Here is a 25841-nt window from a genome sequence, read left to right on the forward strand (position 1 = left end):
GTGGCCGCTGCGCAACGCGCCCGATGCGTTCAGCAAATGCCGCGTCAGCGCAGCAGATCACGCCAGAACATCGGGCCCAGCCCGGCGAGCTTGCGCAGGAAATCCAGAAATCCGGCGTAGCGGCCCGGGAAGCGGCGCTTGCGGAACGCGAATTCGACGACGAAGAACCCGCCGATCACGCCGTAGTTGAGCAGGTTCGCCCACAGCGACCACTGCTCCTGCGTGATCGGCAGCGGCGACGCCACACCCATACTCTCCAGCAACCCCGCGGGGCTGGCGATCAGTGCGAGCAACAGGTTGGCGCCGGCCATCAGCAGCAGCACCCCCGCCCAGGCCGCGGTCAGATTGCGGGTGTAGCGGCGCAGATCAGGCTCGAGTGCCTCGGGGCCATCGCCGCCTTCGATGCCCAGCACGATGCGCGTGATCAGCGGGACCGAGCCGGCGCGCAGCGTGCGTGCGAACAGCCAGGCGATCGCGACCACGAACACCACCGGCACCAGCAGCAGCGGCAGCGCGGCGTGCCCGGCGGCGTACAGCGCCCACGCGCCCCAGGCCAGCAGCGGCGCGGCGACATACGCCCACGGGCGACGGGCCAGCAGCGGTTCGATCACCACCATCGCGATCAGCAGCACCAGCGCGCCCAGCGCGAGGCCGTCGTGGTGCCAGCGGCTGGCGAGATGCGCCAGGGCCGTATAACCGAGCCCCAGCAGCAGTTGCAGCAGCAGGATCAAGTGGTGCGGTGCTGCTCGATGTGCGCAGACAACGCGCGCAGCGAGGCGAAGATCTGCCGGTTCTCGTCGTTGTCCGAACGCAGCTGGAAGCCGTAGCGCTTGCTGACGGCCAGCGCCAGTTCCAGCGCGTCGATCGAATCCAGCCCCAGGCCGGCGTTGAACAGCGGCGCCTCGGGATCGATGTCGGCCGCCTGCACGTCCTCCAGGTTCAGGCTCTCGACCAGCAGGTCGGCGAGCGCGCGTTCGGCTTCGGTTTGGGCGGACATCGGGACTTCCGTGGAATGACAGGTGTGCCACGATCCGGCATCGGAACCGCGCGCGCAAGCACTCCCGGCCGGGATGGGGGCTTGCCGTTATGATGCGCGCCTGCCCGCCGCCCATTTCAGCCGGATGACACCTGTACCGCACGCGCCCGTGCCTCCCAGTTCAGAAGCGCCCGTCCGCGATGTCGACGTGGTGGTGATCGGCGGTGGCCCGGCCGGCAGCACCGCGGCGACGCTGCTGGCCCGCGCAGGACATTCGGTGGTGCTGCTCGAGAAGGACGTCCATCCGCGGTTCCACATCGGCGAATCGCTGCTGCCGATGAACATGCCGATCCTCGCCGAGCTGGGCGTGCTCGACCAGGTCCGCGCGATCGGCGTGCACAAGGCCGGCGCCGACTTTCCGATGCCCGGCGACGCGACGCGCAGCCACGTGTTCCATTTCACCCGCGCGCTCGCGCCGCAGGCGGATTTCGCTGTGCACGTCCGTCGCGACCAGTTCGACCAGTTGCTGTTCGCGCATGCGCAGGCCAATGGCGTGGAGACGCACGAGCGCACGCGCGTGGTCGACATCGCCTTCGGCGCGGACGGTCGCCCGTCGCGCGTCGAAGCGGACGGTCCCGACGGCGCGCGCCTGCGCCTGCGGCCGCGCTACGTCATCGATGCCAGCGGCCGCGACACGTTCCTGTCGTCGAAACTCGGCACCAAGCGCAAGAGCCGCACGCACCAGTCGGCCGCACTGTTCAGTCACTTCCGCGGCGTGCGCCGACATCCGGGCGTGGACGCCGGCAACATCACCATCGCGCGGTTTCCGCACGGCTGGTTCTGGCTGATCCCCCTGCCCGACGACGTGATGAGCGTGGGCGCGGTGTGCTTCCCCGAATATCTTCGCCAACGCAACACCGACAGCGGCCGACTCGACAACGAGGCGCTGCTGATGCGCACGCTGCAGGGCAATCCCGCGGTGTGGGCACGCATGGACGGCGCCGAGCGCATCGCGCCCGTGCACGCAACCGGCAACTATTCCTACGGTGCCACGCGCATGTCCGGCCCCGGCTGGCTGCTGGTCGGCGACGCCTATACCTTCGTCGATCCGATCTTCTCCTCCGGCGTGTTCCTCGCCATGGACAGCGCGCGCCGGGGCGCGGCGGTGGTCGATGCGGCGCTGCGCGCGCCCGAGCGCGAGGCCTCGTTGCAGCGCGCGATGCAGGTGCGACTCGAGCGCGGCCTGCGCCACTTCACCTGGTTCATCCACCGCTTCAATACCCCGGTCATGCAGCGCCTGTTCGCCGCGCCGCGCAACGACCTGCAGGTGGAGCAGGCGGTGATCTCGATGCTCGCCGGCGATGTCTTCGACAACGCAGCCGTCCGCTGGCGGCTCTATGTTTTCCGGCTGATCTACGCCATCAACGCTGTCGCGATCGCGCCGCAGGCACTGCGCGGCTGGCTGACCCGGCGCCGTCAGGCCGCCACCGCCTTCCGCGGCGACACCCTGCACGAGGGCAACCCATGAGCCGACCGGCACCGCACCACCCGGAACCCCTGCCGCGCCTGCGCGTCGATTACGTCGACGACACCGCGCCAGCCGACCTGCTCGCGCAGTCCGATGTCCTCGCGGTACTGGGATTCGGCGATGCCGCCCCGGCACTCGACGATCCGCGCTGGCTTCGCGTGCCGCTGCAGCCCTATGGCGCGTCGCCGCTCGAGGTCTGGCGGGGCCAGGCCCCGGTCGATCATGGCCGCGATGGCGACATCGCCTGGTCCACGGACGGCCATCTGATGTTCGGCGCTATCGAGGTCGACGAGCCCGAAGGCCATACCGGCGAGGGCGACCACAGCGGCATCCTGCTCGCCGCCGAGCACGCGTATCGCGAGCTGACCCGATTCCTCGGTGGCAGCGACTTTCCGCATCTGCTGCGGATCTGGAACTACCTCGACGCGATCACCCACGGCGACGGCGATACCGAACGCTATCGCCAGTTCTGCGTGGGCCGCGCGCGCGGGCTCGGCACGTTCGACACCTCCCAGCTGCCCGCCGCCACCGCGATCGGCCGCTGCGACGATGCGCGCACCATCCAGGTCTACTGGCTGGCCGCGCGCCTGCCCGGCATTCCGGTCGAGAATCCGCGCCAGGTCAGCGCCTACCAGTACCCGCGCCAGTACGGTCCGCAGCCGCCGAGCTTCGCCCGCGCGATGCTGCCGCCGGCCGGCAGTGCCATGCCACTGATGCTCTCGGGCACGGCGAGCGTGGTCGGCCACGCCTCGCAGCACGAGGGCGAACTGCTGGCCCAGCTCGACGAGACGTTCGTGAACTTCGACGCACTGATCGCCTCCGCGCGCCGGCACCGCCCGGATCTGCCGGCGGAATTCGGCCCGGGTTCACGGCTGAAGATCTATGTGCGCGATGCCGCCGACCTGACCACCGTGGCCGAGGCCTTCGACGCACGCTTCGGTGATCGCCTGCCGCGCGTGGTCCTGCATGCGGCGATCTGCCGCCGCGAACTGGCACTGGAAATCGACGGCGTCCACGACATCGGCTGAAAACCGCGTTGCACTCCATGTGCGAGCGCGCTCGCGCGCGACACGCGGGAAAGGCGCTGCCTGACCGATGGGGTCGACGCCGACGCTCTACCGCGTTCGTGACCAGGGGTCGCTCCCACATCGAGGTCCATTCCCGTCTGCGGCGAGGCGTCGCAGGCCCCACGCCGGGTGCACGCGTAGAATCCGCGCCATGACCAGACCCGATACCCGCATGCGGCGGATGCGCCGCGACGACTTCTCGCGCCGGCTGATGCGCGAATCCACGCTGACGGCCGACGACCTGATCTACCCGGTGTTCGTGCACGAGGCGCACGGCCGCGTCGCGATTCCGTCGATGCCGGGCGTCGAGCGCTTGTCGATCGACGACCTGCTCCGCGTCGCCGAGACTGCGAGCGAACTGCGGATTCCCGCGCTTGCGCTGTTCCCGGTCACCGCGCCCGAGGCCAAATCGCTCGACGCGGTCGCCGCGTGGGATGACAACGGCCTGTGCCAGCGCGCGATCCGCGCGTTGAAGTCCCGCTTCCCGGACCTCGGCGTGATCACCGACGTCGCGCTCGATCCCTACACCTCGCATGGCCAGGACGGGATCACCGACGACACCGGCTACGTGGTCAACGACATCACCGTCGATGCCCTCGTGCAGCAGGCGCTGAGTCATGCGCGCGCCGGCGCGGACGTGGTCGCGCCCAGCGACATGATGGACGGGCGCATCGGCGCGATCCGCGATGCGCTCGAAGCCGACGGCCATGTGCACACGCGCATCCTCGCCTATGCCGCCAAGTACGCCAGCGCGTTCTACGGCCCGTTCCGCGACGCGGTGGGCTCGGCCGGCGCGCTCGGCAAGGCCGACAAGTCGACCTACCAGATGGACCCGGGCAACTCGGACGAAGCCATGCGCGAGATCGCGCAGGATCTCGACGAAGGCGCCGACATGGTCATGGTCAAGCCGGGCATGCCGTATCTGGACATCGTGCGGCGCGCAAAGGACGAGTTCGGGGTGCCGGTCTTCGCCTACCAGGTCAGCGGCGAGTACGCGATGCTCAAGGCCGCCGCCGCCAACGGCTGGCTGGACGAACGCAGATGCGCGCTCGAGGCCCTGCTCGGCTTCAAGCGAGCCGGCGCGGATGGCGTGCTGACCTACTTCGCGCTCGATGCGGCGCGCTGGCTCCGTTCGGGCTGAGCGACCGCGCCCGGCCCGCGATGCGGGCGTCGTGTTCACCGCAGACGCCCGGCACCGCCGGGCGTTCTGCTTTTCGCACAGGCACACGCCCGGTGGACCGTGGCGACACGTCGCGTGGCGTCGCGACGCCGAGGCTCACCCCGCCAAAGAAAACGCCCGGGCAAGCCCGGGCGTTCTGGTACCGGTTGAAGCAGACGATCAGTTGACGGTCAGCACCACCGGCGTTGCGGCCTTCGGAGTGACCGGATCGTTGCTGGCCACACAGAGGTAACCGAGCTGGCGGCCCGCACTGAGGCCCGCCGCACTCAAGGCCACACGGTTCGCCTGCGTCGCGCCGTTGAGCACGGTGCCCGATGCCGGCGTCACTGCGCCAATCCACGGCGCACCGCAGGGCACCAGGCCCTTGACCGTCATCGCCAGGCCCGGGAAAGCCGTGTTCGCGGCCCACGCACCCGTGCCGTTGGTGGCCACCGTGATCGAGGCGAAGCCACCGTTGCCGGACGTCGAACCGTACTGCGCGAACCGGTTGGCGAACGTGCCACGCGTGGACGCGACCAGCCAGTAACGGCCCGGCTGCAGCGTGAGGCTCTGACCGGCTGCCGGCAGGTTCAACGACAGCGCGGTACCGGCGACACTCACGCCCGGCGCCGTCGGCGCTGCGGTGTAGCTCCAGATCGCCGCGCCGGCCCCGCTGGTGGGATTGCCCGCCGGCACGCCGTTGGCGTCGGGGTAGATCGACCAGGTCAGCGACGTTGCAGCCGTGGCCAGGGCGGTGCCGCTGACCACGAAGCCCGGCGCCGACAACGAGGTGAGCTGCAGCGGACGCTCGACGACGAAATCGTCGGCGCTGTACTGCGCCTGCGAGCCTGCGGTGGCCGGATCGGTGTAGCTCGTGTTCCGGAAGCCGCTGGTTACACCCAGGCTGGAGTTGTCGACCAGCGACACCGCACCAGTGCCGGTGTTGTCGATCGAATAGATCAGCGGCGATCCACCCGTATTGCCCACCGAACCGACCGCCGTGCCGCTGCGACCGGCTGCGAGGGCCAGCGAGATCGAATCGGGCAGCTTGACCACCGGCGCCTGGATCGCGATCGCGATCGGCAGCGTCAGCGGCACGCGTTGCACGCCCAGGATCGGACCCGTCGACTCGAGCCGCATTTCACCGAAGCTGAAGGTGCCGTTGGCGGCCACACCGCGCGTATTGACGGTGATGCGGACCGAGGCCGATCCACCGGCCGGCACCTTCAGCGTGGACGGCGTTGCGGTCGCGCTGACGCCGGTGAAGCTGATGCGCCAGCTCGATGCACTGCCGTGCGGATTGCGGAACGTCCGGACGAAGCTGCAGCTGCTGTAGCAGTTGCGGTTCGCCATGCTCGGCTGGTTGAGTGCGGAGACGTCGCCACCCAGCGCCGGGTCGGCCGCGAGATAGTTCGCCTTCGTTTCGTGCATCACCAGACCGGCATTGATCGCACGATCGACCTGGATACGACCGCTGCCCTTGTCGAACGGGGTGCCGAGGGTGACCTGGTCTTCCTTGAACACTTCGGTCTTGGCGGTCATCGCCAGTGCCGACTTGATCTCGGGCACCGACCACGTCGGACGCGCCTGACGGATCAGGCCTGCAGCACCGGCCTGATGCGGCGATGCCATCGAGGTGCCGTTGTACAGATCGACCGCATTCTCGAAGCCGGTGATCGTGGTGCCCGCGATGACGGCGAGAACGCTCACGCCGGGCGCGGTGACGTCGGGCTTGACCAGGTCGAACGTGCCCGCCGGACCGCGCGAGCTGAAGGCGCCCAGTGCATCGGCCACATTCGGCAGCACCAGCGGCGGGTACTGCACGCCGGCGGTTGCGGTGGGGTTGGCCGCGACGAAATCACGCAGCAGATTGGCATCGGCCTGCGGCATGCCGAACACCGGAACCGTTGCACCGGGTGCTGACGGAATGATGGCGCCGGCGGCGTTGTTGGCAATGACGACCGCGACTGCGCCTGCGTTCGCAGCGTTGATCGCTTTGTCCGAGAACGGGCAGGTGCCGCGGCGGACCACGGCGATCGCGCCCTGGAACGTGTTGGCCGGGTACGCCACACACCCGTCGTTCGCACCGTCGATACCACTGCTGACGCGCAGGGCCGTCGTGCCGGGAATCGTTGCGTTGAATGCGACGCCGCCTGTGCCTTCTTCCACCAGCACCGGACGCAGCGGTTCGGGCACGTTGCCCGGGCCGGTGACGTCGAGGGCGAGCGCGAACGAACCGCGACCGTGCTGCGACGCCGCCGTCGACGACACCCATGGCTCCAGGTGACCCATGGTGTTCGGGCCCGGACCGCTGTTGCCGGCCGACGAAGCCACGAAAATGCCCGCGTCGGTCGCATTGAGAAACGCCAGCGATACGGCTTCGGTCCACGGCTGCGCGCCGCCACCGACCGAATAGTTCAACACGTCGACGATGCCGTCCGCGATCGCCTGGTTGACCGCGGCCACTGCCGAATTGTTCGGGCACAGGCCCTGGCCGGTCGCGGTATTGGTGTAGCAGATGTCGTAGGCGATGATGTTGCCGCGCGGCGCGACACCGGAGATCCGGCGGGTATTGCCGCGGAACAGCGCATCACGACGGTTGCCGGCGACGGTCGAGGCGACATGGCTGCCGTGACCGTTGGTGTCGCCGAAGCCGGGTTCTTCGCGGATGTTCGGCTGGCCGCAGACATTGCCCGGCGCGCCGCAGACGAAGTTGTAGCCGCCGATCAGCTTGTCGTTGCAACGACCCGCATCGACTTCACCCGTACGGCACGTGCCCAGATAATTGCCGGCGCCCAGCGGATTGACATGCTGGTACCCGTCGATCGGATCGACGGCGGTGAACGACGGCGCGCCGAAATTGATGCCCGAATCGAGGATGCCGTAGACGATGCCCTCGCCCTGGAACTGCCCCGTCGCGCCCGACCAGGTGCCGTTCCAGACCGCTTCGGAACCGATCAGCCTCGGACCGGTGTCGGTGTCGAGCGCGTATTCGCGGTAGGCCTCGACCAGTTGCACGTCGGGCAGTTGCGCGATGCGCGCCGCCTCGGCGGTGGTCAGTTCGACCATCACACCGTTGAGCGCGTGCTGCATGCGGTACTCGACGTCGATCGGACGACCCACGCGCAGCGCCATCGCGCCGACGTGGTCGGACTGTCGGCCCTGCAGATAGCTGACGTAGTTGCGCGCGCTCGCGCTCTTGACGTCGAGGCGCGATTTGCCGCGTGCATCGGTGCGACGCGCCGGCGCGGCAAGGCCGCTGATCTCGCCCTTGTAGCCGGCGAGTGCAGGCTCCTGAAAGACGACGATATAGCGCTCGGGCGTGTCCGAAGACTGCGCCGGCGCAGCCGGCGTGGAGACGCGCCCGCCGGCAGCGGTCGCGACGGCTGCATCGGGGGCACTGGCGCCGAACAGCGAACCGACGCTGGCCTTTGCGGAATCGACCGCGTTCCCGATGGCCGGGACACGGGACGGAAGTGCGGTACTCGCGACCGCGACGACGGCGAGGCCGAGCAGGGCCGAAGCCACCCCGACCTTACGAATGCGTGACATGGATGTATCCCCTCGTGATGGACCTGCCAGACATGGAACGACGATGCCGCCCAACTGCCGACTGCATCGACATCCTTCCCTCCGATGGCGGGCGAGCCCCCCTGCCAGACCACCCATCAGCATGTGACGTTGTATACGACTTTCTGACGCAGCAGGGCATGCCCGCGCCAAATTCCTGCGCCCGAGGTGCCGTGCTGCGACGCTGGCGTCGCGCGGCGCAGCTAGACTGCGGCGACGCCAGCCCGGCGTGTCGCATCCAGGGATCTTCATGTCGCCTGCCCGCCTCGTCGTGTTCGGTCACCCGGTCGCGCATTCACTGTCTCCCCGCATCCACGCCGCGTTCGCCGCGCAAACCGGGATCGCGATCGCCTACGACGCCATCGACGCGGCGCCCGATGCGTTCGCCGACGCCTTGGCGGCTTTCGCTACGGCAGGCGGCATCGGCGCGAACGTGACACTGCCGCTGAAGGAACACGCCTACGCCCTGTCCTCGACGCGCAGCGAGCGGGCCGAGCGCGCAGGCGCGGTCAACACCCTGGTGCGCCAGGGCGAGGCCTGGCACGGCGACAACACCGATGGCGCAGGCCTGGTGCGCGATCTCACCGAACGACACGGACTCGATCTGCGCGGCCGGCGCACCCTGCTACTCGGCGCGGGTGGCGCAGCCCGCGGCGTGGCACCGGCGCTGCTGGATGCCGGCATCAGCGAACTCTATGTGGTCAACCGCACGGCGACCCGCACCGACGCGCTGGCGGATGCGCTCGGCGAACCCGGGCGCGTGCATCCGCGTTATCTCGAGCAGCTCGGCGAACTGGGCGAATTCGAACTGATCATCAATGCGACTTCGGCCGGCCGCGCTGGCGCGATGCTGTCGCTGCCGCGCTCGCTCGTCGGCATGCGCACGGCGGCGGTCGACCTGAGCTACGCAGAAGCCTCCGTGCCGTTCCTGGCCTGGGCACGCGCCCATGGGTGCCGGGATGCGATCGACGGCCTCGGCATGCTGGTCGAACAGGCCGCCGAGAGTTTCGCGCTATGGCACGGCGTGCGGCCCGACACCGCCGCGGTGTTCGAATCGCTGCAGTCGCGCAATGCGCTACTCGTCAACGCGGACTGAGCCGGTCCATGGAACTTCGCGAACTTCTGATGGTGATCGCCAGCCAGTTGCCGGGGCGGCTGCCGATCCTGATCGCGCTGGTCTTCGGTCTGGTGCTGGTGACGCAGCGCCGCACGCTGCCGGCGGCATCGCGCCGGGCGGGCCTGCTCGGCTTCGGCCTGCTGCTGCTCACGAATGTGCTGGGCATGCTCGGCTGGCCGCTGCTGCAGATGCATGTCATCAACGCCGCGATGTCGGCAATGCAGGTCCAGATGACCTTCGCGCTGCTGGCAGTGCCGCTGGCGCTGCTCGACGCGGCCGGCCTGGTGCTGCTGGCCCTTGCGATCGTGCGCGGCGCGCGCTGATCCCTAGTGGAGTGCCGGGACAGCTGCGCGGCGTGCTGCATCGCGCCTTCGATCACGTCGCCGATTCCGGGCATGCCCAACGGCAAGCCCGCGGGGGTGCCGTGTGTGCAGCTCGACGAGCGTCTGCAGTGCCGCCTGTTCGGAAGTCCGGAACGCCCTGCGTTCTGTGGGTCGCTGCGGCCCGCATGGGAGATGTGTGGCGCTTCGCGGGACGCTGCATTCGCGATACTTGAAGACCTGGAGCGGATGACTGCCCCCTGAGATGGGTCCGATGCGTCGATCGCATCTGCGGTGCTGCAACTGTCTGCGTGGAGCAGGTGTCCTCACCCGATGCGCCTCGCATGCACCTGCTCGACAACAGGGCGCGGGCTGTGACCCCGAGCCGCCACCCACGAAAAGGGCGACCGAAGCCGCCCGTCCGTGACATGTGCCGCCGCTTCAGCGGCCCTTGCGCGCGTCGTCGTTGGCTTTGCCGACCGCGCTCTGGACCTTGCCGGCCGTCTTCTGCGCCTTGCCTGCGACTTCCTTCGAGGTGTTGCCGGTGACCTTGCCGACGACTTCCTTCGCCGTGCCCTTGACCTGGTTCTTGATGCCTTCGCTGCGATTCTTGTCCACGTGGCTGTCTCCGGCCTGCTGGATTGCAGGGTGCGAACGATATGCGCCGGGCGATGCCATGCAGAGGTGAAGAAACCCCAGTGTCGAACGCCCTCGTTACCGAAACGCTCAGTTCGATCACAGGATCGGCGCGCCGCCGGTCACCGCGTAACGCCCGCCGCTCATGTAGCTCGCTTCGTCGGATGCCAGCAGCACAAAGATCGGCGCGCATTCGGCGGGCTGGCCCGGGCGCTTCATCGGCACCTGCGAGCCGAACGACGCCACTTCGTCAGGCGGCATCGTCGAGGGAATCAGCGGCGTCCAGATCGGACCCGGCGCCACCGAGTTCACGCGGATGCCCTTGTCGGCCAGCAGCTGCGCCAGACCTGCGCTGAAATTCGCGATCGCACCCTTGCTCGCCGCATACGGCAGCAACGTCGCCTTGGGCTTGTCGGAGTTGATCGAGCTGGTGTTGATGATCGAGGCACCCGGCTGCATGTGCGGCACGGCGGCCTTGCAGAGGTGGAACATCGCGCCGACGTTGACCTGGAAGGTGTAGTCCCACTTGTCGTCGGGGATCTCCTCAAGCGAGTCGTAGCTCATCTGGTAGGCGGCGTTGTTGACCAGGATGTCGATGCGGCCGAATGCATCGACGGTCTGCTGCACGATCGCGCGGCAGTGCGCGGCGTCCGCAATGTCGCCGGGCACCAGCGTGCAACGTTTTCCAGCCGCTTCCACCAGGCGCTGCGTTTCGCGCGCATCCTCGTCTTCGTTGAGGTAGCTGACCAGCACATCCGCACCTTCGCGCGCGTATGCAAGTGCGACGGCCCGGCCGATTCCGCTGTCGCCGCCGGTGATGATGGCGACCTTGCCCTCGAGTCGTCCGCTGCCGCGGTAGCTGTCTTCGCCGTGATCAGCGGGCGGATCGAGCTTCGTCTCGACGCCGGGGAGGTCCTGCTGCTGCGCGGGCTGGTTCATCGCGGGTGCTCCTGGGTGCGGGGCCTGCCACGCTCGCGCCCGCATCGTCGCCCGGCCGTGAATTTGCCGCGCCCAGCGCGCGCACCGACGATGCGAACTGCCGCGCGCCGGCGCCACGGTGGATGAAGCCGCTCCGTCCGCGCTGGCGATCGCCACCGGTTCCGGTTGCGCTGCGGACGCCACCAGGGGCATCCCGAACGCCAGCCGGGAGGCGCTGGCCGAGGGTGACACCGTGCTCTGCCCTGCGTGCGCACGGGCGATTTCGCCGGCAATGAAGAAATCACCTGCGCGCGGCCCGTGCGCCGGACCGCCGCGTCCCGCCAGCGCGCCGCACGCTGTCGAGCGCGCCGCCTGCGAGGGCCAGGCCGGGCGCTTCGACGGCCAGGACCAGGCTGTCATCCGAGATCGTCGTCCCGATCGACACGGTCACGTCTGCCGGCACGTGCCGCAGCGCATGCAGCGCAAGGCTCACCAGCAACTGACCGGGACGCGCCGGATCACACTCCACCGCGACGTCGCTCCGGACTGCCGTCACCCGCGCACGCTGCGGTTCGGCCGTCCGTGCCGCCGCGGCGTGGGGCGTCAGCGGCGCGATCGGGACCAGCCTGTCGTGAGCGGAATCCGCGATGCCACCGACAGGGACCGCGTGCGCCACAGGTTTCGTGCGGGTGACGACCTCGAGGATCTTCGGAACGGCGGCAATGCGGGCGACCGCATCGATATCGAGCTGCATCCGGTTCGAAACGTCCATGGGACGGGCAGCAAACGGAGACGCGCCAGACGACGCCTGCAAAGCAGACGCCGCCACCGCGACGCCCGCTACACGCGGCCGCGCCCACGCTGCGCCTTTCCCTCTCCAGGACGCCCGATGCGCCTGCTTGCCGGTTGCGAACTCGTCGTCGAAGCGGAGGTCGACTGTGCCGTGGTCGCGATGCTGCGTCCCCGCAGTGGCGAAGCCCAGTGGCTGGTCAGCGAGCACTACGCCTTCGATCCCGACGTGCGGCCGACCGAGTTCGTCGATTCGTTCGGCAATCTATGCCAGCGCTTTGTCGTGCATAGCGGGCGCATGCGGATCCGCACCGAACTGGAGGTGGAGACCGAACGCGACATCGCCGTCGCGCCGTGGAGCGCGCCGATGGCGCCGGCCACGCTGCCGGATCACGCCCTGCAATACCTGCTGCCCAGTCGCTACTGCCCCAGCGACCGCGCGTTCGAGCGCGCCCAGCAGATCGTCGACGAGGCCGGGCCACGCGCCGGACAGGTCGGCGCGATCGTCGCGTGGATCCGCCGCCACATCGAGTACCGCTACGGCGTCAGCGATGCCACCACCGACGCCTTCGACACGATGGCGCACGGCGCCGGCGTGTGCCGCGATTACGCGCACGTCGGCATCACCCTGTGCCGCAGCCTGCGCATTCCCGCGCGCATGGTGGTCGGGTATCTGCACGGGCTGGAGCCGATGGACCTGCATGCCTGGTTCGAGGCCTATCTCGACGGCCGCTGGTACACCTTCGATGCGACCCAGTCGGCGCCCCGCGGCGGCCGCATCGTCGTCGCCTACGGACGCGACGCGGCGGATGTGGCGTTCCTGACCAACTACGGCCTGCTGCAGACGGTCGAAATGCAGGTCTGGGTCGGCGAGAAGCCCTGATCCGCGAACGCGCACACGGTCACGACTGGCCGAAGGTCCAATGCCGCGTCTGCGACGCGCGTGCTGACATCCGGCCACTGGCCATCTCCCCCACACGGCCGGATCGCGACCGGCGCCGTCGGCCGCGCCACCTGAGTGCGGCCCGCGGGCCGAGGGAGATGTTCCGATGATCCGATACGCCGATCGCCGCCGCCCCGCGCGGCTGCTTCGACTGCTGCTGGTCCTGCTGGCTGCCACGTTCGCCTCGGCCGCGCAGGCCGCGTGCCGCGATGCCGTGGTGCTGGTGCACGGCAATGCCGGCACGCCCGCGCAATTCGACAACACCTACGTGGAACTGCGCGCCCGCGGCTGGACGGATTTCGAGATCCTGCGGCCGAACTGGGGCAGCAAGGTCTGCGCGGCATGCAACGACCACAGCGGCAGCGAGGAGACGCCGGTGCTCGACGCGCTGGTCGAGGCGATCGCGCGTTCGTGCACCGGCAAGATCGATGTCATCGGACACTCGATGGGCGTGACACTTGCGGCGAAGCAGATCGTCAACTACCGCCTCGCCAACGATGTCGCCAGCTTCGTAGGTATCGCCGGTGCATACCGCGGCCTCTGGAGTTGCGGGACGTATCCCTGGAATATCGCGACCTCGACCTGTGGCGCACAGGGCCTGTCGGTCAACAGCCCGTTGCTGGCGTCGCTGGCCGGCAAGCCGCTCGGGATGAAGACCTATTCGATCAAGTCGTGGATCGACCAGATCGTCTGCTATGGCGGCCTGTGCACCGTGGGCGGCGTGCACAGCTCCACGCTGCCGGGCGAGAACGCGAGTCACACGATCGCCACCGGCCACTTCGGCCTGCTGACCGACACCGCGGTGCTGCAGGTGAATCTGATCCAGTAGCGCGGTGCATGCGTGCGACGCGGCAGCGGCTGCGTCGCACGCGTCACGACAGGCCGAGAAACACCCGCATGCGCTCGAGTTCGGCATCGAGTCCATCGTGGAACGCCGCATCGCGCGGCGCCTTGCCGGCGACGTACCCGAGGCGCGCGTCCACGGCGCCGTCGACGACCGACACGTTGCCCCAGCCGATCACGCGGTCACCCCACAGCAGCGGCAGCGCGTAATAGCCGAGCGTGCGCTTGGGTGCAGGCGTGTAGGCCTCGAAGCGATAGCGCCAGTCCCAGAGCAGTTCGAAGCGACGCCGGTCCCAGACCACGGGGTCGAACGGGGTCAGTAGCCGGACCTCGGCATCGGGGCGCCAGCGGCGACTCCGCGGCGACTCGTCTGCCGGCCAGATCCAGTCGACGCCCTCGATACGCGCGCCGCCCAGTCGCGCGCGCGAACGTGCCAGGGTCGCCGCGCGCGCGGCATGCCACTGCGGCACGCCGCGCCCGAGATACGACATCAGCTGGCGCAGGCTGGCGGCAGGCAGCGGCGCGTACTTGCGCACCAGCAGATCGAGCATGAGATCCAGGCGCCCGTCGATCTCGTCCGCGTCCAGCACCGCCTCGTCCGGCGCACGCAGTGCATAGACCCGCGTGCCACCGTCACGCCGCGCGACGCGCAGCAGGCCGCGATAGTGCATGCCGTCGAGCAGTTGGGTGCTGGCGTTCGACGAGCCGCCGAACCAGTTCCTCACCTTGCCGTGGGCGAAGTGCGCATCGACATCGCGCGGATGCACGGCGCCGCGTTCGGCGATGAATTCACGCACGGCCTGCGCCTGTCGCCAACGCGTGGGCGTCCAGGGTTCGCGCGCGACGCGTGGATGCATCAATGCCTGCGTGGCCTGCGGCAGGAAGCCGTAATTGACGAAGAAATCCTCTTCGAGTGCCAGCCGCGGATATCGTCGCTCGAGATCACCGGCGCGGTAGCCGACCACGCGATGATGCAGGGTCAGGTCCTGCGCACGTGCCGGCGCGCGGATCGGATCGGCCTGCACGAAGCCCAGCTTCGTAACCGCGCGCATCAGCGTGGTCGGCTTGAACAGCGAGCGCGCCACCGCGTGGCGGCGCAGATGATCGAGGGTCAGCGGCGGCATCGCCGCATGATGCCAGCCGCCGTGTCGGTAAGGCCGCACACGCTGCCATGCCCGCGCCGCACGGCTTCGACCGGTATGCCCGGGATACGTGCTCTGGCGTTCACGCATCGGGGCCTAGTGTCTTCGCATCACCCCCAGGAGTTCCACGCATGCGCTACCCAATCGCAGTTGCAGCCACCCTGTCCGCAATGGTGCTTATCAGCACCCATGCGTTCGCCGATCCCCCGCGCCACGCCCAGGGCAAAGGTCCGCCCGCGCATGCCGGGACTCCGCATGGGCGCCAGGGCCATGACCGCACGCCCCCGGGCTGGGAGAAGCAGGCATGGCGCCGCGGTGATCGCCTGCCCTTGGCGGAACTCGATCGCCGTTATTACGTCGACGATTACCGGGCGCAGCGCCTGCATGCGCCGCGCGACGGGCAGCGATGGGTGCGCCAGAGCGACGACCAGTACCTGCTGATCGAGGCTGCCACCGGCATGATCCTCGAGGCGCTTTCGCGCTGACAATCCGGCGAGCGTCGGCCTGCCCGGGCCGGCGCGTGTTCCTGTAACGGGCCGGGGGGGCGCCATGACTCGAGCACCCGGAGTCAGCGCCGCTCGTCATCTTCCGGCGCGGAAGCCTGTGGAGCCGACTGCACACGTTGCCATGACCGATCGATCACGCCGTGCGGCGTCCAGCACCGCGCCAATCGATAGGCCGACAGGCGCGGGGCATGCCGTCGACGCGCGACATGGGGCGTCCAGCGCATCGGGGAGGTGGACAGAGAGGGCATTCCTGCCGCGGCGATGCTTGAAACACGCAACGCCATGACGATTCCCACGTGCAGCACCCGCATCATGACCGTCTGCTTGCCGACGGAATCCGACAAAAAAACGGGCGCCCTGAGGCGCCCGTTTTGTTACGCATGTGTCGACTGGATCAGAACGCGTATTCGGCCGTCAGACCGAGCAGCGCGGTCGAGCGCTTCGGACCTTCGAAACGCGCACCCGAGATCGGATCACGCACATCGCCGGACTTCGCGCGGTAGTAGTCGTAGTGCACACCGACGCTGAAGTTCTCAGTGGCATTCCAGCCGGTGCCGACGCCGGCGTACCAGCTGTTGCGGCCATCGCTGCCGCCGCTCTCGAGACCGAGGTCCTGACCGACGGAGTTGTAGTAGTCGACGTTGTTGTCGGACGCGCGGAAGAAGCCGCCACGGCCGCTGACGTACCACGCCGGCGCCACGTTCCAGCGCGCGTTGCCGCCGACCTGCCAGCCGCGCAGGGCATTGCGGTCGGCACGCTGGTTCACGTCGTCACTGTTGTTGACGTTGCGGACCTCGATGTTGCCCAGATCTGTATAACCGCCTTCGACGCCGATGCCGAAGCTCGGCGCGACCTTCCAGCGGTAGCCGCCGACCAGGCCGTAACCGGTCTTGCGGCCCTCGCGGCTTTCGAACACGTTGAAATCGCCGGTGCCGAAACGACCGGCCGTGCCGCCGTCGGTGCGGCCAACGCTGCCGGCGACGAATGCGTTGCCTTCGCCGACCTGCAGGTCGGGACGGTAGGTGTCGCCGCCCATGCTCTGGGCGAACGCGGTGGGTGCGCACAGCGCGGCCGCAATCGCGGCGGGAATCAGAAGCTTCTTCATCGGGGGCCTTCCTTTCTTGGTCTTGGACGCGCTCGATCGACGGGTCGATCGCGCATCTGCGGGGGAAATTCCGCAACGCCAAAGGGGCGTCGCGGGCCGCAGTAGAGACCTCCGAGCCTGAAGCGCACACAAACCTTCACGCGCACACCACGAATTCGTGGCTGCGTTGTTCAAGCTGTGTTTACGGCGGTGAGGAACCCGACGCGCTTGCACAGGTCGCGGCATGCGATTGCAGCTGCCGCGTGCCGCGTTTCAACGATGGGTTCAGGGCGCAGTCACGGCGTCCGCAGCCGGCGCATCGATGCCTTCGATGCGTGCCTCCACTTCGAACATGCCCGAGCCGCCGCCCAGACTTTCGACGCGCACGGTGTAGCGACCGGCGGCGAGCTGCGTCGACAGGCGCGCGTTCGTGCCCGAACCGCCGTCGTCGTCCTCGAACGTGCCGCCCGGGCCTTCGACGTGCAGCACGGTATCGAACTCGTCGGAGCGCGCGTCGAACGTCACCTGCGCCGCGTTCGGCACGTCGAGCGTGAAGCGACGACCGCTTCCACCCTCGACACGCGCGAGTGCGACCTGGCCCGGGACCAGCGCCGTGCCATCGCGCGTGACCATGCCGCCGGGCAGCGGCGCATAGCGCACCGCGAGATTGAAACCGCCGCGACCGTCGTCTTCGAGCGCCGCGGCATTCAGCGTGTACGTGCCTGGCTCCAGAAACAGACGCAGCAGTGAATCGGTGCCGCCGGCACTGTCGTCGTTCTCCGCTTCGACGCCGGGGCCGCGCACGCGGAGCACCGGATCGAACGCGCTCGACGCGAGTGTCATCGTGTACAGGCCGGCGCGCTCGACCTGCAGGGTGTAGTCCTTGGCGCTGCCCGTCAGCCAGTCCACGATCTCGCCCTCGCCTGCCAGCGGCGTACCGTCGTAGGCCTCGATGGCCTTCGCGCCCAGCCGGAACGGACCGAACGCCTCGGCGCCGCGACCGCTCACCGCGACCAGATAATCGCCCGCCGACGTTGCGCGGAATGCGAGATCGGGACCGTCGCCACGCGCGATCAGCTGATCGCCGTTGAACACCGCCAGCGTGCCCGGCAGCGCACCTGCCAGCGACAGCGACACGGCCTGGCCTTCGGCCAGCGGCAGCGAGAAGCGCTGGTAGCGGCTGCCGTCGCTGTAGTTGATGCCGCTCGACGACGTGATTTCGCCTGACGCCTCGCCATCGATCGACAGCGCCGTCGCGCCTGCGTCCGTCGTCGCAGCAACCTCGCCATCACCGCGCCCCGATACGTTGAATCCACACCCCGACAGCAGCAATCCGGCAGAGACGGCCAGGCTCAAAGCGGCAACGCGCATGCGACGACTTCCGATGAGGGGACGGGATTCGCCCGGAGTCGCGATTCTCGTCGAAGCGTGGGCGATCGGACAGAGGCGCGACGCGGACCGGTTACGATGCCCGCCCGATCCGTGCAACGACCCGCGATGCCCCACGCCACCGGCCCCCTGCTGACCCGCGACACCGCAGAGGCGCTGCTCGCCGCGCACCGCACGGGCGCGGGCGAATGGACCGGCTCGTTCGATCTGGGCCGCAGCGTCGACACGGTGACGCTCGCCGACGACCACTGGTCGTGGCGCGGCCATGCGTTCCCGTGGCCGGGCAAGCTCAAGGACCGCACGCTCTATGTGATCGACGGCGACGACTGGACGGCGGTCTCACGCTACGGCCGCTCGCTGATCAAGCTGGTGCCGACCGACTGGGGTCCGCCGACGTTCGAGATCGACGGCATCAAGATGCTGGTGTCGGCGCGCATCTCGCCGGTCGACGACGCGCGGCAGAAGGTCGCGCTGGTGGCACCACGCGGCAAGACCGTGCTCGATACCTGCGGCGGGCTCGGCTACTTCGCCGCATGCGCGCTTGAATCGGGGGTCGCGCAGATCCGCTCGTTCGAGAAGAACGAAGACGTGCTGTGGCTGCGCACGCTCAATCCGTGGTCGCCCGATCCGGATGCGCCCGAGACCGGTGGACGCCTGCAGCTCGCGCACGGCGACATCTCGCAGGCGATCGTCGACATCGCCGACACCAGTGTCGACGCGGTCCTGCATGACCCGCCGCGCTTCGGCATCGCCGGCGAACTGTATTCGCAGGTCTTCTACGACCATCTCGCACGCGTGCTGCGCCGCGGCGGCCGGCTGTTCCATTACACCGGCGCGCCGAACCGCCTGACCAGCGGCCGCGATGTGCCACGCGAAGTCGCGCGGCGGCTGGAGAAGTCGGGCCTGAAGACCGAACTCGCGCTCGACGGCGTGCTGGCGGTCAAGCGCTGAACCTGCTGCTGCAACGTCAGTCGCGAGTGGCCGACAGCAGGCCGCGTCGGCGGAACCACATCTCGACCGGAATCGTCACCAGCGGCGGAACGGCCGCGAGCAGCGCGACCAGCACCGCCCACAGCGGCCAGCGCAGGCGGATCCAGGCAAACAGGCTGACCCCGATGTAGACGAGAAACGCCACACCGTGCAGCCGGCCGAAGAACCACACGCCGAGTTCGGTCGTCTGCGTGCCGTACTTGAGCAGCATGCCGATCAGCAGGCCTGCCCAGGTGAGCGCCTCGAAGAACGCCGCGGCCGCGAAAAGGCGACCAGTGGTGGACAACGGGCGAGGCGGCATGCGGCGTTCCGGAAACCAGGCGGGGCAGTGTAATGGCGCATCGGCCGCCTGCCCCCGCGTCGGAGTGTCATGACGCCGATGCGCGATCAAAACGCAGCCGATGCACCGGATCGATCGTGATGCCGGCTCTCAGCGCGCCGCCCACCCTGCAGCATGCGCAACGCCGAAGATCATCTGTGGCGGCAGCTGGAAAATGAAGTAGGGATTGATCGACGGCGGCACGCTTGCAGCGTCGAGTCGCGCCTGCTGCTCCGCGTTGAACTCGATCTCGAGCGCCGTGATGTTCTGCTGCAACTGCTCGACGCGGCTTGCACCGACCAGCACCGACGACACGCCCGGCCGGCGCGCGGTCCATGCGAGCGCGACCTCGGCCATCGAACGCCCCAGTTCTTCAGACACCGCGCGCACCACGTCGACGATGTCGAAATTGCGCGCGGTGAACAGCATGCCGCCGAAAGGATTGTCGCCGTCGAGGCGACCGTCACCGTCGCTGCGTGGGCCGCCCTCGTTGCTTGCATCTCCGGGCAGGCGCGAAGCTCGCGCGGCATCGGCGAGCTTGTCGCGACCGTACTTGCCGGTCAGCAGGCCGCCACCGAGCGGACTCCACGGCACCAGGCCCAGACCCAGCGCATCGCCGGCCGGCAGGATCTCAAGCTCGACGCCGCGATCGAGCAGCGAGTACTGGTACTGCAGGCCGATGGGCGCCGGCAGACCATGCGCCTGCGCCAGTGTCGCGACGCGCGCGACGTACCAGGCGGGGGTGTTCGAGAATCCGTAGTGCAGGATGCGGCCGGCACGCACTGCATCGGCCATCGTCTGCAGCACTTCTTCGGGCGGCGTCAGCCGGTCCCAGACGTGCATCCAGTACAGGTCGATGTACTCGGTGCGCAAGCGTGAAAGCGAACCCTCGAGCGCGGTGCGGATGTTCTTCGCGCCGTTGCCGCCGCCGTGCGCGTTGCCCTGCTCGCGCGGAAAGCCTGACTTCGTCGCCAGCACGATGCGCTCGCGCAGGCCGGCATCGGCAATGAAGCCCCCCAGCATGTCCTCGCTACGTCCGCCCGCGTACAGATCGGCGGTGTCGACGAAGTTGCCGCCCGCGTCGACATAGGCGTCGAACACGGCGCGCGATGCGCTGGCATCGGTGCCCCAGCGCTCGGTCCCGAAGGTCATCGCGCCCAGCGCGAGCGGGCTCACCAGCAGGCCGGAACGGCCGAGGCTGCGGTAATGGGTCATGTCCATGGGGATCTCCGGTCGTGTCGCCGCGGGGGTGGCGACCTGCGCACAGGCTAGGGGCGAAGGCCGCGCAGGATTAGCCGTTGCCGGCCGCATGGGCCTGTGAGCACACTGCAGCAATGCAACGAGGCGAACTCAACGATCTGCTGGCCTTCGCGGCCGTGGCCCGCGCGCGCAGCTTCACCAAGGCGGCCGGCACGCTGGGCATGTCGCCGTCGGCGCTGAGCCATGCGATGCGCGGCCTCGAAGCCCGGCTCGGCGTGCGTCTGCTCGCCCGCACCACGCGAAGCGTCGCGCCGACCGAGGCCGGCGAACGCCTGCTGCGTTCGTTGACGCCTGCGCTTGCGGAGATCGAGCATGGATTGCTGGCCCTGGGCGACTGGCGCGATGCGCCATCAGGCACCGTCCGCATCACGACGTTCGCCTATGCCGCGCAGATGGTGCTGGAACCGAAACTGCCCGCGTTCCTGCTGGCCAATCCCGACGTGCGCGTGGAAGTGAGCATCGACAACGGCCTGACCGATCTCGTCGGCGAAGGCTTCGATGCCGGCATCCGCTTCGGCGAACACGTCGACCGCGACATGATCGCGGTGCGCGTCGGTCCCGACCTGCGCACGATCGTCGTCGGCACACCCGCCTACTTCGAACGCCATGCGCCGCCGGTTTCTCCTGGTGATCTCGACCGCCATGCCTGCATCGGCTACCGGCTCAAGAGCACCGGCGGCCTGCTGCCGTGGGAATTCGAGCGCGACGGCCGCGCATACAACGTGCGCACCCAGGGGCCCCTCGTCGTCGATGAAGCGCCGTTGACGCTGGCCGCGGTGCGCGCGGGTGTGGGCCTGGGCTACGTGATGGCACACGAGGTCGCCGACGACCTCGCCGCCGGTCGCCTGGTGCAGGTGCTCGACGCCTGGTGCCCGACGTTTCCCGGCTATCACCTCTATCACCCGAGCCGTCGGCAAACGCCCCCGGCACTGCGCGCCCTGATCGATGCCCTGCGGCACGTCGGCTGAACCGCTTCAGCCGCCAGTCGGCTTCGGGACGCACTGGTCGGGATGCACGACTCGACCGCGCGCCGCAGGTCACATGCGGCTCACCACACCGTCGCCACCCTGACGTCCCCACCCAATCGATGGACCCTTCATGAAGATGTTGAGAATCGTCGCCGCAGGCGCCATGAGCTACTTCGCCTACCGCGCGTGGAAGCGCAACCGCGACGAGCAGAGCAGCCTGCCGCACCAGACCGCGCGGTCGTTGCCCGACGACGGCGCCCGTGTCGCCCCGCACGGCGATCCGCTGATCGCCGACGAGGATCTCGATACGTCCGTGCCGCGCAGCACTTCGCACTCGAGCCCGGGCTTCGGCGCGCCTTGACCCCCTGTTGATCGCGAGGTCCCGGCGGCGACGGAACGCGTCATCGCCGAACGCGCACCGTGTGGCCTGGTTCCACATCCGCCCTGCGCCCTGCGCGTGATCGCGCGCGCCATCAGTGCGTAGATGCAGCTACGAAATCCCATGCCGTGATCTGCAGTCCGGCGTCGACGCCTGCATCCCGTCAGGCGTCGACCTCGCCGGAGGCACGCGCTTCGAGATCCTGCGCGCTGCCGGCGTGGCCGCATGACTGCAGGTCCGGGAGCCCGCGGCCGTGGCGGAATTTCGCGCGACCCGGTTTGAGGCGACCACGATGGACCGCATCGCCGCGGCGGCCGGGATGTCCAGGCGCACCGTCTACGACCATTTCCCGCGCAAGAACGCGCTGTGCCTGCACATCCTCGAGGCGATGTTCGCGCGCGGCATCGGCGGCCCCGATCTCGCCTGCCGCGCCGATCGCCCCCTGCGCGCGCAGCTGTTCGAACTGGCCGAACAGAAACTGCGGCGCCTCGACGACCCGCTTTTCGTCGACCTCGCTCGCGTCGCGACCGCGGCCGGCCTGCGCGAGGAAGGCATCACCACCTGGGTGGTCGAGACGTTCCTCGCACGCAACGGCTGAAGCTGCCGCTCACCCGTCGTCGATAGACCCGTAATGCAGCCACAGACCGGCCATGCGCGCGTCCTCGAACACACGCGCTTCCAGTCCCGCGCCCATCGCCGACAGCACGCAGTATTCGATGGTGTCGAGGCCATGGGGTTTCACGTGTGCGATCCGCAGGCGTCCGAGACGCGGGCCCACGTCGCTCACCAGGCGGATCCACTCGTCCGCAGTCAATGCCGGGCCGGTCAGCTCGTCCAGCAGCAACAGCGCCTGTGTCGGCCGCAGCTCGACGGCCTCGGCGATCGCGCCCCAGTACCGCAGGGTGTTCTCGAAGCTTCCCTCGCCGCACACGTGGACCTGCAGGAGATGTCCCGGCTTGCGGCGCACGTCGATCTGCAGATCGTGCATCTGGCCCTCCTGGCCGACGTTCGAAGTTGCTGTTGGAATCGTCACGTTCGACTCAGGGGCGCAACGCTGGAAGCGCTGAGCCGCTCGCGCCACGCGCGCCGCCTGTCGCCCTGACTGTCCGTCCGAGGCCCGATGGAAATCGTGCACTGAAGCGAGTGTCCTTGAAAACGCATCTTTCGGCGGAATCCGGCCATCGACGCGGCAAACCGGACATGAAGGGGCGGCGCAATACAGCGACCTGGCGGCGCACGCCCACCTCCGGCGATTCGAGGCAGGGATCACGGCTGTCGCGCTACAGCCATCGTTCCAGCGCGTGCGCGACCGCGCCGTCCCGATGCGTCGACAGGAATCGCGGCAGGTGCTGCAGAACGCGCCCGATGTGGCCCGATGCAGACGCATGCCTCTCGCGGGGGTCTTGGCGTTTCCACCGGCAAATATCAGCGATCACGCACGCCTCCGATGCCTGCGCGGTGCGTGACCAGGAAGCAGCTCCTGTAAGCCCGCGCGATGGGCACGGGGCCGCCTCGGTGAGCGCGCGCGATATGAAGGGCACCTGTCGAAGTCGGAGCGCACGCCGCATGAATGCCGGCGCATCGCTCCGGATTCACGGCCACAGGTGCAGCGTCCCGATTCCACGCAGCACCGCCGCTCTTGAGCGCTGATCAGCTGCGTGAAACGCCCCGCCATCCCCCCACCCACACAGGACATCTCACATGGGACTTTTCAGAATCGCCGCCGCAAGCGCACTGGGCTACGTCGCGTACCAGGCCTGGCAGCGCCGGTCCTCGGCTGCAGCCGCGCTCGACAACGATGCCGCCGATACCTCCGAGCGGACGCTGGTGACCAACGTGTCCGATGACGCGAATCGGGCATCGCCTGCGGACTCGACATCGCCCGGTACCGGCGCGCACTGACGACGACTGTCCGTCCGCCACGCAATGGCGCGCCGTGCGTGGCGGCGTCGCACCACATTCCTCCGGAGAGATGCATGGATTCCATCAACCGCAACCAGCCCGAACACAATCGCGAAGACCTTGCAGGCGCCAGCGCCGTCGCGCGCATCCGCGACATGACCAAGGACGCGGAGTCGTGTTTCTTCTGCACCACGCCGCTGACGGGCAGCGCGACCGGCGGCACCCGGCCGATGGCGATCGAGGAAGCCGACGACGCGGGCGCGCTCTGGTTCCTCAGTGCGTCCGACAGCCACAAGAACGCCGAGATCGAAGCCGATCCCAGCGTGCGCCTGTATTTCCAGGCGTCGAAGCACTCGGGCTTTCTCGCGCTCGATGGCCACGCATCGATCAGCCGGGACCGCCAGCGCATCGACGATCTGTGGAACCCGATCATGAGAACCTGGTTCACCGGGGGCAAGGACGATCCGCGCATCACCGTGATCCAGGTCAAGCCGACCGGCGGCTACTACTGGGACAACAAGCACGGTGATTTCGTCGCCGCGTCGAAGATGGTGGTCGGTGCCGCGCTCGGCAAGACGCTCGACGATTCGATCGAAGGCCGTGTCTCCCCCTGATCCAGTCCCAATGCGGGACGAGGCCTTCCGGCTTCGTCCCGCGACCGAACCTTTACGGAACGCCGCATAAGCGGTTCAGGCCTGTCGCTGTGATGCGTCGGTGCACTCACGCGCCCGCCCCTACGCTGCACGCGCGGACTCCCCCTCTCCGCTTGGCCTCTGTCTTGAAATCTTTCAGCTCCCTCCTCCGCCGGCACGCGCCGGCGATGACCGCACTGGTCCCGAAATCCATGCTGAGCCGCGGATCCGCGGGTGCGCAGCAGATCCAGACCACCATCCAGGATGCCCTGTCGTCCGCGGGCATCCGCGCCGACGGCAACGCCACCGGTGTGCAGAAGACCATCCAGGATGCGCTGCAGCAGGCCGGTCTGCTCCCATCGCAGGACGCATCGCCCATCCAGGCGGCGGCTGCCGATGGCGCAGGCACCGCGCGCGCCGCTCCGAACGAGAATTCGGCTGCGCGCCTGCATGGCGCGGAACCGACGACGCGCACCGCGCGCGGTGCGACCACCGAGCACAGCTACACCCACCATGCGGGCACGCGCAGCTACATGCTCTACGTGCCGCCGGGTCTCGATGCGGACGATGCGGCTGCCGCGCCACTGATGATGATGCTGCACGGCTGCACGCAGACCCCTGCGGACTTCGCGGCCGGTACGCGCATGAATGCACTCGCCGACGCCCACGGCGTGCTGGTGGTGTACCCCGCGCAGACCGCACGCGACAACGGTCAGAAATGCTGGAACTGGTTCCGCAGCGAAGACCAGGCACGTGACGCAGGTGAGCCCGCGATCCTCGCCGGCATCGTCGATGACATCGCCAGCCGGCATCGCGTGGACACGCGCCGTGTCTACGTCGCCGGACTGTCCGCCGGCGCGGCAATGGCGGTGATTCTCGGCCGCACCTATCCGGACAGGTTCGCGGCCGTCGGTGCGCATTCGGGCCTGCCCTTCGCCGCGGCAACCGACGTGCCCGGCGCATTCGCCGCAATGCAGGGGCGCAGCAAACGACCCGAATCGCTGCGCGCGACCCAGGCGCCGCGGGTTCCGACGATCGTCGTGCACGGCACGGCCGACCACACCGTGCGGCCTGACAACGGCAGCGCGATCGTGGCGGATGCGACTGCCGGCAACACGAGCGTTGCACCGCTGCGCGCCGAAATGTCCGACACCACGAAGGTCAACGGTCGCGACTGCACGCACACCGCGTTCGTCGATGGCGAAGGCCGCATCTGCGTTGAACACGTCGTGATTGCCGGCGCCGGTCACGCGTGGAGCGGCGGCGATCCGTCGGGCAGCCACACCGATGCCAAGGGACCGGACGCATCCGCGCTGATCCTTGCGTTCTGCCTGCGTCACACGCACTGACACCAGCAGGGCGGCCGGAGCCGCCCTGAGGTGCGGCGTTACATCTGCGGCGTCA

The 25841-nt window shown here is 68.7% G+C and carries 29 protein-coding genes; 16 read left to right on the top strand and 13 right to left on the bottom strand.

Annotated features, from left to right (window positions below; translation table 11 throughout):
- Positions 1–44: 44 nt before the first annotated feature.
- Together AC3IRM_RS15070 and AC3IRM_RS15075 are read right to left on the bottom strand one after the other, a co-directional pair.
- Entirely contained in the window at positions 45–728 is a 684-nt protein-coding gene (locus AC3IRM_RS15070) for a COG4648 family protein (RefSeq protein ID WP_489205945.1), read from the bottom strand.
- Positions 728–997, bottom strand: coding sequence for a phosphopantetheine-binding protein (locus AC3IRM_RS15075; protein ID WP_159680767.1), 270 nt, complete (start codon positions 995–997; stop codon positions 728–730). Before AC3IRM_RS15075 ends, AC3IRM_RS15070 begins: the two co-directional genes overlap by 1 nt.
- A 124-nt stretch (positions 998–1121) precedes the next feature.
- On the opposite strand from AC3IRM_RS15075, the gene AC3IRM_RS15080 reads away from it, so the two are divergent.
- The 3 genes from AC3IRM_RS15080 to hemB all read left to right on the top strand — a co-directional run bounded on the left by AC3IRM_RS15080 (position 1122) and on the right by hemB (position 4712).
- Positions 1122–2504, top strand: coding sequence for an NAD(P)/FAD-dependent oxidoreductase (locus tag AC3IRM_RS15080; RefSeq protein WP_489203899.1), 1383 nt, complete (start codon positions 1122–1124; stop codon positions 2502–2504).
- The gene (locus AC3IRM_RS15085) at positions 2501–3532 is read left to right on the top strand and encodes a chorismate transformation FkbO/Hyg5 family protein (RefSeq protein ID WP_489203900.1); all 1032 of its coding nucleotides are present in this window, start codon (positions 2501–2503) and stop codon (positions 3530–3532) included. Before AC3IRM_RS15080 ends, AC3IRM_RS15085 begins: the two co-directional genes overlap by 4 nt.
- Before the next feature lie 190 nt (positions 3533–3722).
- Entirely contained in the window at positions 3723–4712 is a 990-nt protein-coding gene (gene hemB, locus AC3IRM_RS15090) for a porphobilinogen synthase (protein WP_489203901.1), read from the top strand.
- Between the two features lie 198 nt (positions 4713–4910).
- On the opposite strand, the gene AC3IRM_RS15095 is transcribed toward hemB, so the two are convergent.
- Positions 4911–8282: a S8 family serine peptidase gene (locus AC3IRM_RS15095; RefSeq protein WP_489203902.1), complete on the bottom strand. Its 3372-nt coding sequence runs from the start codon at positions 8280–8282 to the stop codon at positions 4911–4913.
- A gap of 268 nt (positions 8283–8550) precedes the next feature.
- Between AC3IRM_RS15095 and aroE the strand changes: the two genes are divergently transcribed.
- From aroE to AC3IRM_RS15110, 3 genes are read left to right on the top strand one after another with little or no spacing between them, the layout of a single operon-like run.
- Entirely contained in the window at positions 8551–9396 is an 846-nt protein-coding gene (gene aroE, locus AC3IRM_RS15100; RefSeq protein ID WP_489203903.1) for a shikimate dehydrogenase, read from the top strand.
- Between the two features lie 8 nt (positions 9397–9404).
- Positions 9405–9740: a hypothetical protein gene (locus AC3IRM_RS15105; protein ID WP_489203904.1), complete on the top strand. Its 336-nt coding sequence runs from the start codon at positions 9405–9407 to the stop codon at positions 9738–9740.
- 6 nt (positions 9741–9746) lie between these two features.
- A complete protein-coding gene (locus AC3IRM_RS15110; RefSeq protein ID WP_489203905.1) occupies positions 9747–10001 on the top strand; it encodes a YkgJ family cysteine cluster protein in 255 nt (84 codons plus the stop codon).
- 177 nt (positions 10002–10178) lie between these two features.
- On the opposite strand, the gene AC3IRM_RS15115 is transcribed toward AC3IRM_RS15110, so the two are convergent.
- The 3 genes from AC3IRM_RS15115 to AC3IRM_RS15125 all read right to left on the bottom strand — a co-directional run bounded on the left by AC3IRM_RS15115 (position 10179) and on the right by AC3IRM_RS15125 (position 12063).
- A complete protein-coding gene (locus AC3IRM_RS15115) occupies positions 10179–10355 on the bottom strand; it encodes a CsbD family protein (protein ID WP_232133980.1) in 177 nt (58 codons plus the stop codon).
- Between the two features lie 117 nt (positions 10356–10472).
- Positions 10473–11312 carry a glucose 1-dehydrogenase gene (locus AC3IRM_RS15120; protein ID WP_489203906.1) on the bottom strand — a complete coding sequence of 280 codons (840 nt, stop codon included), beginning with the start codon at positions 11310–11312 and terminating at the stop codon, positions 10473–10475.
- Between the two features lie 280 nt (positions 11313–11592).
- On the bottom strand, positions 11593–12063 hold the full coding sequence (locus AC3IRM_RS15125) for a hypothetical protein (RefSeq protein ID WP_489203907.1): 471 nt from the start codon (positions 12061–12063) through the stop codon (positions 11593–11595).
- A gap of 117 nt (positions 12064–12180) precedes the next feature.
- On the opposite strand from AC3IRM_RS15125, the gene AC3IRM_RS15130 reads away from it, so the two are divergent.
- Both AC3IRM_RS15130 and AC3IRM_RS15135 read left to right on the top strand, forming a co-directional pair.
- Entirely contained in the window at positions 12181–12963 is a 783-nt protein-coding gene (locus AC3IRM_RS15130) for a transglutaminase domain-containing protein (protein ID WP_489203908.1), read from the top strand.
- 166 nt (positions 12964–13129) lie between these two features.
- Entirely contained in the window at positions 13130–13852 is a 723-nt protein-coding gene (locus tag AC3IRM_RS15135) for an alpha/beta fold hydrolase (protein WP_489203909.1), read from the top strand.
- Positions 13853–13895: 43 nt separating this feature from the next.
- Here AC3IRM_RS15135 and AC3IRM_RS15140 read toward each other — a convergent pair whose 3' ends face one another.
- The gene (locus tag AC3IRM_RS15140; protein ID WP_489203910.1) at positions 13896–14990 is read right to left on the bottom strand and encodes a DNA glycosylase AlkZ-like family protein; all 1095 of its coding nucleotides are present in this window, start codon (positions 14988–14990) and stop codon (positions 13896–13898) included.
- A 149-nt stretch (positions 14991–15139) separates the two neighbouring features.
- On the opposite strand from AC3IRM_RS15140, the gene AC3IRM_RS15145 reads away from it, so the two are divergent.
- Positions 15140–15493, top strand: coding sequence for an RcnB family protein (locus tag AC3IRM_RS15145; RefSeq protein ID WP_489203911.1), 354 nt, complete (start codon positions 15140–15142; stop codon positions 15491–15493).
- Between the two features lie 83 nt (positions 15494–15576).
- On the opposite strand, the gene AC3IRM_RS15150 is transcribed toward AC3IRM_RS15145, so the two are convergent.
- The 3 genes from AC3IRM_RS15150 to AC3IRM_RS15160 all read right to left on the bottom strand — a co-directional run bounded on the left by AC3IRM_RS15150 (position 15577) and on the right by AC3IRM_RS15160 (position 17969).
- Positions 15577–15858, bottom strand: a complete 282-nt coding sequence (locus tag AC3IRM_RS15150; protein WP_489203912.1) for a hypothetical protein — start codon at positions 15856–15858, stop codon at positions 15577–15579.
- 50 nt (positions 15859–15908) lie between these two features.
- The gene (locus AC3IRM_RS15155; RefSeq protein WP_489203913.1) at positions 15909–16619 is read right to left on the bottom strand and encodes an outer membrane protein; all 711 of its coding nucleotides are present in this window, start codon (positions 16617–16619) and stop codon (positions 15909–15911) included.
- 264 nt (positions 16620–16883) lie between these two features.
- Complete coding sequence (locus AC3IRM_RS15160; protein WP_489203914.1) at positions 16884–17969, bottom strand: ABC transporter substrate-binding protein; 1086 nt, start codon at positions 17967–17969, stop codon at positions 16884–16886.
- A gap of 126 nt (positions 17970–18095) precedes the next feature.
- Between AC3IRM_RS15160 and AC3IRM_RS15165 the strand changes: the two genes are divergently transcribed.
- Positions 18096–18938 (top strand): class I SAM-dependent methyltransferase, encoded by an 843-nt coding sequence (locus AC3IRM_RS15165; protein WP_489203915.1) that lies wholly within the window; start codon positions 18096–18098, stop codon positions 18936–18938.
- Positions 18939–18954: 16 nt separating this feature from the next.
- On the opposite strand, the gene AC3IRM_RS15170 is transcribed toward AC3IRM_RS15165, so the two are convergent.
- Complete coding sequence (locus AC3IRM_RS15170) at positions 18955–19278, bottom strand: DUF3817 domain-containing protein (RefSeq protein ID WP_489203916.1); 324 nt, start codon at positions 19276–19278, stop codon at positions 18955–18957.
- A 129-nt stretch (positions 19279–19407) separates the two neighbouring features.
- Positions 19408–20517 carry an aldo/keto reductase gene (locus AC3IRM_RS15175; RefSeq protein WP_489203917.1) on the bottom strand — a complete coding sequence of 370 codons (1110 nt, stop codon included), beginning with the start codon at positions 20515–20517 and terminating at the stop codon, positions 19408–19410.
- 113 nt (positions 20518–20630) lie between these two features.
- Here AC3IRM_RS15175 and AC3IRM_RS15180 point away from each other — a divergent pair, with 113 nt between their 5' ends.
- The 3 genes from AC3IRM_RS15180 (at position 20631) to AC3IRM_RS15190 (ending at position 22501) form a co-directional block, all read left to right on the top strand.
- Entirely contained in the window at positions 20631–21524 is an 894-nt protein-coding gene (locus AC3IRM_RS15180; protein ID WP_489203918.1) for a LysR family transcriptional regulator, read from the top strand.
- 130 nt (positions 21525–21654) lie between these two features.
- A complete protein-coding gene (locus tag AC3IRM_RS15185) occupies positions 21655–21885 on the top strand; it encodes a hypothetical protein (RefSeq protein WP_489203919.1) in 231 nt (76 codons plus the stop codon).
- A gap of 271 nt (positions 21886–22156) precedes the next feature.
- Positions 22157–22501, top strand: coding sequence for a TetR/AcrR family transcriptional regulator (locus AC3IRM_RS15190; protein WP_489203920.1), 345 nt, complete (start codon positions 22157–22159; stop codon positions 22499–22501).
- Between the two features lie 9 nt (positions 22502–22510).
- On the opposite strand, the gene AC3IRM_RS15195 is transcribed toward AC3IRM_RS15190, so the two are convergent.
- Complete coding sequence (locus AC3IRM_RS15195) at positions 22511–22891, bottom strand: hypothetical protein (protein ID WP_489203921.1); 381 nt, start codon at positions 22889–22891, stop codon at positions 22511–22513.
- Between the two features lie 713 nt (positions 22892–23604).
- Between AC3IRM_RS15195 and AC3IRM_RS15200 the strand changes: the two genes are divergently transcribed.
- The 3 genes from AC3IRM_RS15200 to AC3IRM_RS15210 all read left to right on the top strand — a co-directional run bounded on the left by AC3IRM_RS15200 (position 23605) and on the right by AC3IRM_RS15210 (position 25786).
- Positions 23605–23805 (top strand): hypothetical protein, encoded by a 201-nt coding sequence (locus AC3IRM_RS15200; RefSeq protein WP_489203922.1) that lies wholly within the window; start codon positions 23605–23607, stop codon positions 23803–23805.
- Between the two features lie 74 nt (positions 23806–23879).
- Positions 23880–24419 carry a pyridoxamine 5'-phosphate oxidase family protein gene (locus AC3IRM_RS15205; RefSeq protein WP_489203923.1) on the top strand — a complete coding sequence of 180 codons (540 nt, stop codon included), beginning with the start codon at positions 23880–23882 and terminating at the stop codon, positions 24417–24419.
- 206 nt (positions 24420–24625) lie between these two features.
- The gene (locus tag AC3IRM_RS15210; protein WP_489203924.1) at positions 24626–25786 is read left to right on the top strand and encodes an extracellular catalytic domain type 1 short-chain-length polyhydroxyalkanoate depolymerase; all 1161 of its coding nucleotides are present in this window, start codon (positions 24626–24628) and stop codon (positions 25784–25786) included.
- Positions 25787–25841: the final 55 nt, after the last annotated feature.

This window comes from Luteimonas sp. KH_071 (assembly GCF_057838005.1).

What these genes read in the sequence shown, in the direction of transcription:
- AC3IRM_RS15205 (WP_489203923.1), top strand. Translation starts at nt 23,880, where the DNA reads ATGGATTCCATCAACCGCAACCAGCCCGAACACAATCGCGAAGACCTT.
- AC3IRM_RS15200 (WP_489203922.1), top strand. Translation starts at nt 23,605, where the DNA reads ATGGGACTTTTCAGAATCGCCGCCGCAAGCGCACTGGGCTACGTCGCG.
- AC3IRM_RS15185 (WP_489203919.1), top strand. Translation starts at nt 21,655, where the DNA reads ATGAAGATGTTGAGAATCGTCGCCGCAGGCGCCATGAGCTACTTCGCC.
- aroE (WP_489203903.1), top strand. Translation starts at nt 8,551, where the DNA reads ATGTCGCCTGCCCGCCTCGTCGTGTTCGGTCACCCGGTCGCGCATTCA.
- AC3IRM_RS15130 (WP_489203908.1), top strand. Translation starts at nt 12,181, where the DNA reads ATGCGCCTGCTTGCCGGTTGCGAACTCGTCGTCGAAGCGGAGGTCGAC.
- AC3IRM_RS15140 (WP_489203910.1), bottom strand. Translation starts at nt 14,990, where the DNA reads ATGCCGCCGCTGACCCTCGATCATCTGCGCCGCCACGCGGTGGCGCGC.
- hemB (WP_489203901.1), top strand. Translation starts at nt 3,723, where the DNA reads ATGACCAGACCCGATACCCGCATGCGGCGGATGCGCCGCGACGACTTC.
- AC3IRM_RS15210 (WP_489203924.1), top strand. Translation starts at nt 24,626, where the DNA reads ATGACCGCACTGGTCCCGAAATCCATGCTGAGCCGCGGATCCGCGGGT.
- AC3IRM_RS15180 (WP_489203918.1), top strand. Translation starts at nt 20,631, where the DNA reads ATGCAACGAGGCGAACTCAACGATCTGCTGGCCTTCGCGGCCGTGGCC.
- AC3IRM_RS15155 (WP_489203913.1), bottom strand. Translation starts at nt 16,619, where the DNA reads ATGAAGAAGCTTCTGATTCCCGCCGCGATTGCGGCCGCGCTGTGCGCA.
- AC3IRM_RS15195 (WP_489203921.1), bottom strand. Translation starts at nt 22,891, where the DNA reads ATGCACGATCTGCAGATCGACGTGCGCCGCAAGCCGGGACATCTCCTG.
- AC3IRM_RS15075 (WP_159680767.1), bottom strand. Translation starts at nt 997, where the DNA reads ATGTCCGCCCAAACCGAAGCCGAACGCGCGCTCGCCGACCTGCTGGTC.
- AC3IRM_RS15085 (WP_489203900.1), top strand. Translation starts at nt 2,501, where the DNA reads ATGAGCCGACCGGCACCGCACCACCCGGAACCCCTGCCGCGCCTGCGC.
- AC3IRM_RS15120 (WP_489203906.1), bottom strand. Translation starts at nt 11,312, where the DNA reads ATGAACCAGCCCGCGCAGCAGCAGGACCTCCCCGGCGTCGAGACGAAG.
- AC3IRM_RS15170 (WP_489203916.1), bottom strand. Translation starts at nt 19,278, where the DNA reads ATGCCGCCTCGCCCGTTGTCCACCACTGGTCGCCTTTTCGCGGCCGCG.
- AC3IRM_RS15160 (WP_489203914.1), bottom strand. Translation starts at nt 17,969, where the DNA reads ATGCGCGTTGCCGCTTTGAGCCTGGCCGTCTCTGCCGGATTGCTGCTG.
- AC3IRM_RS15125 (WP_489203907.1), bottom strand. Translation starts at nt 12,063, where the DNA reads ATGGACGTTTCGAACCGGATGCAGCTCGATATCGATGCGGTCGCCCGC.
- AC3IRM_RS15165 (WP_489203915.1), top strand. Translation starts at nt 18,096, where the DNA reads ATGCCCCACGCCACCGGCCCCCTGCTGACCCGCGACACCGCAGAGGCG.
- AC3IRM_RS15080 (WP_489203899.1), top strand. Translation starts at nt 1,122, where the DNA reads ATGACACCTGTACCGCACGCGCCCGTGCCTCCCAGTTCAGAAGCGCCC.
- AC3IRM_RS15105 (WP_489203904.1), top strand. Translation starts at nt 9,405, where the DNA reads ATGGAACTTCGCGAACTTCTGATGGTGATCGCCAGCCAGTTGCCGGGG.
- AC3IRM_RS15135 (WP_489203909.1), top strand. Translation starts at nt 13,130, where the DNA reads ATGATCCGATACGCCGATCGCCGCCGCCCCGCGCGGCTGCTTCGACTG.
- AC3IRM_RS15095 (WP_489203902.1), bottom strand. Translation starts at nt 8,282, where the DNA reads ATGTCACGCATTCGTAAGGTCGGGGTGGCTTCGGCCCTGCTCGGCCTC.
- AC3IRM_RS15175 (WP_489203917.1), bottom strand. Translation starts at nt 20,517, where the DNA reads ATGGACATGACCCATTACCGCAGCCTCGGCCGTTCCGGCCTGCTGGTG.
- AC3IRM_RS15145 (WP_489203911.1), top strand. Translation starts at nt 15,140, where the DNA reads ATGCGCTACCCAATCGCAGTTGCAGCCACCCTGTCCGCAATGGTGCTT.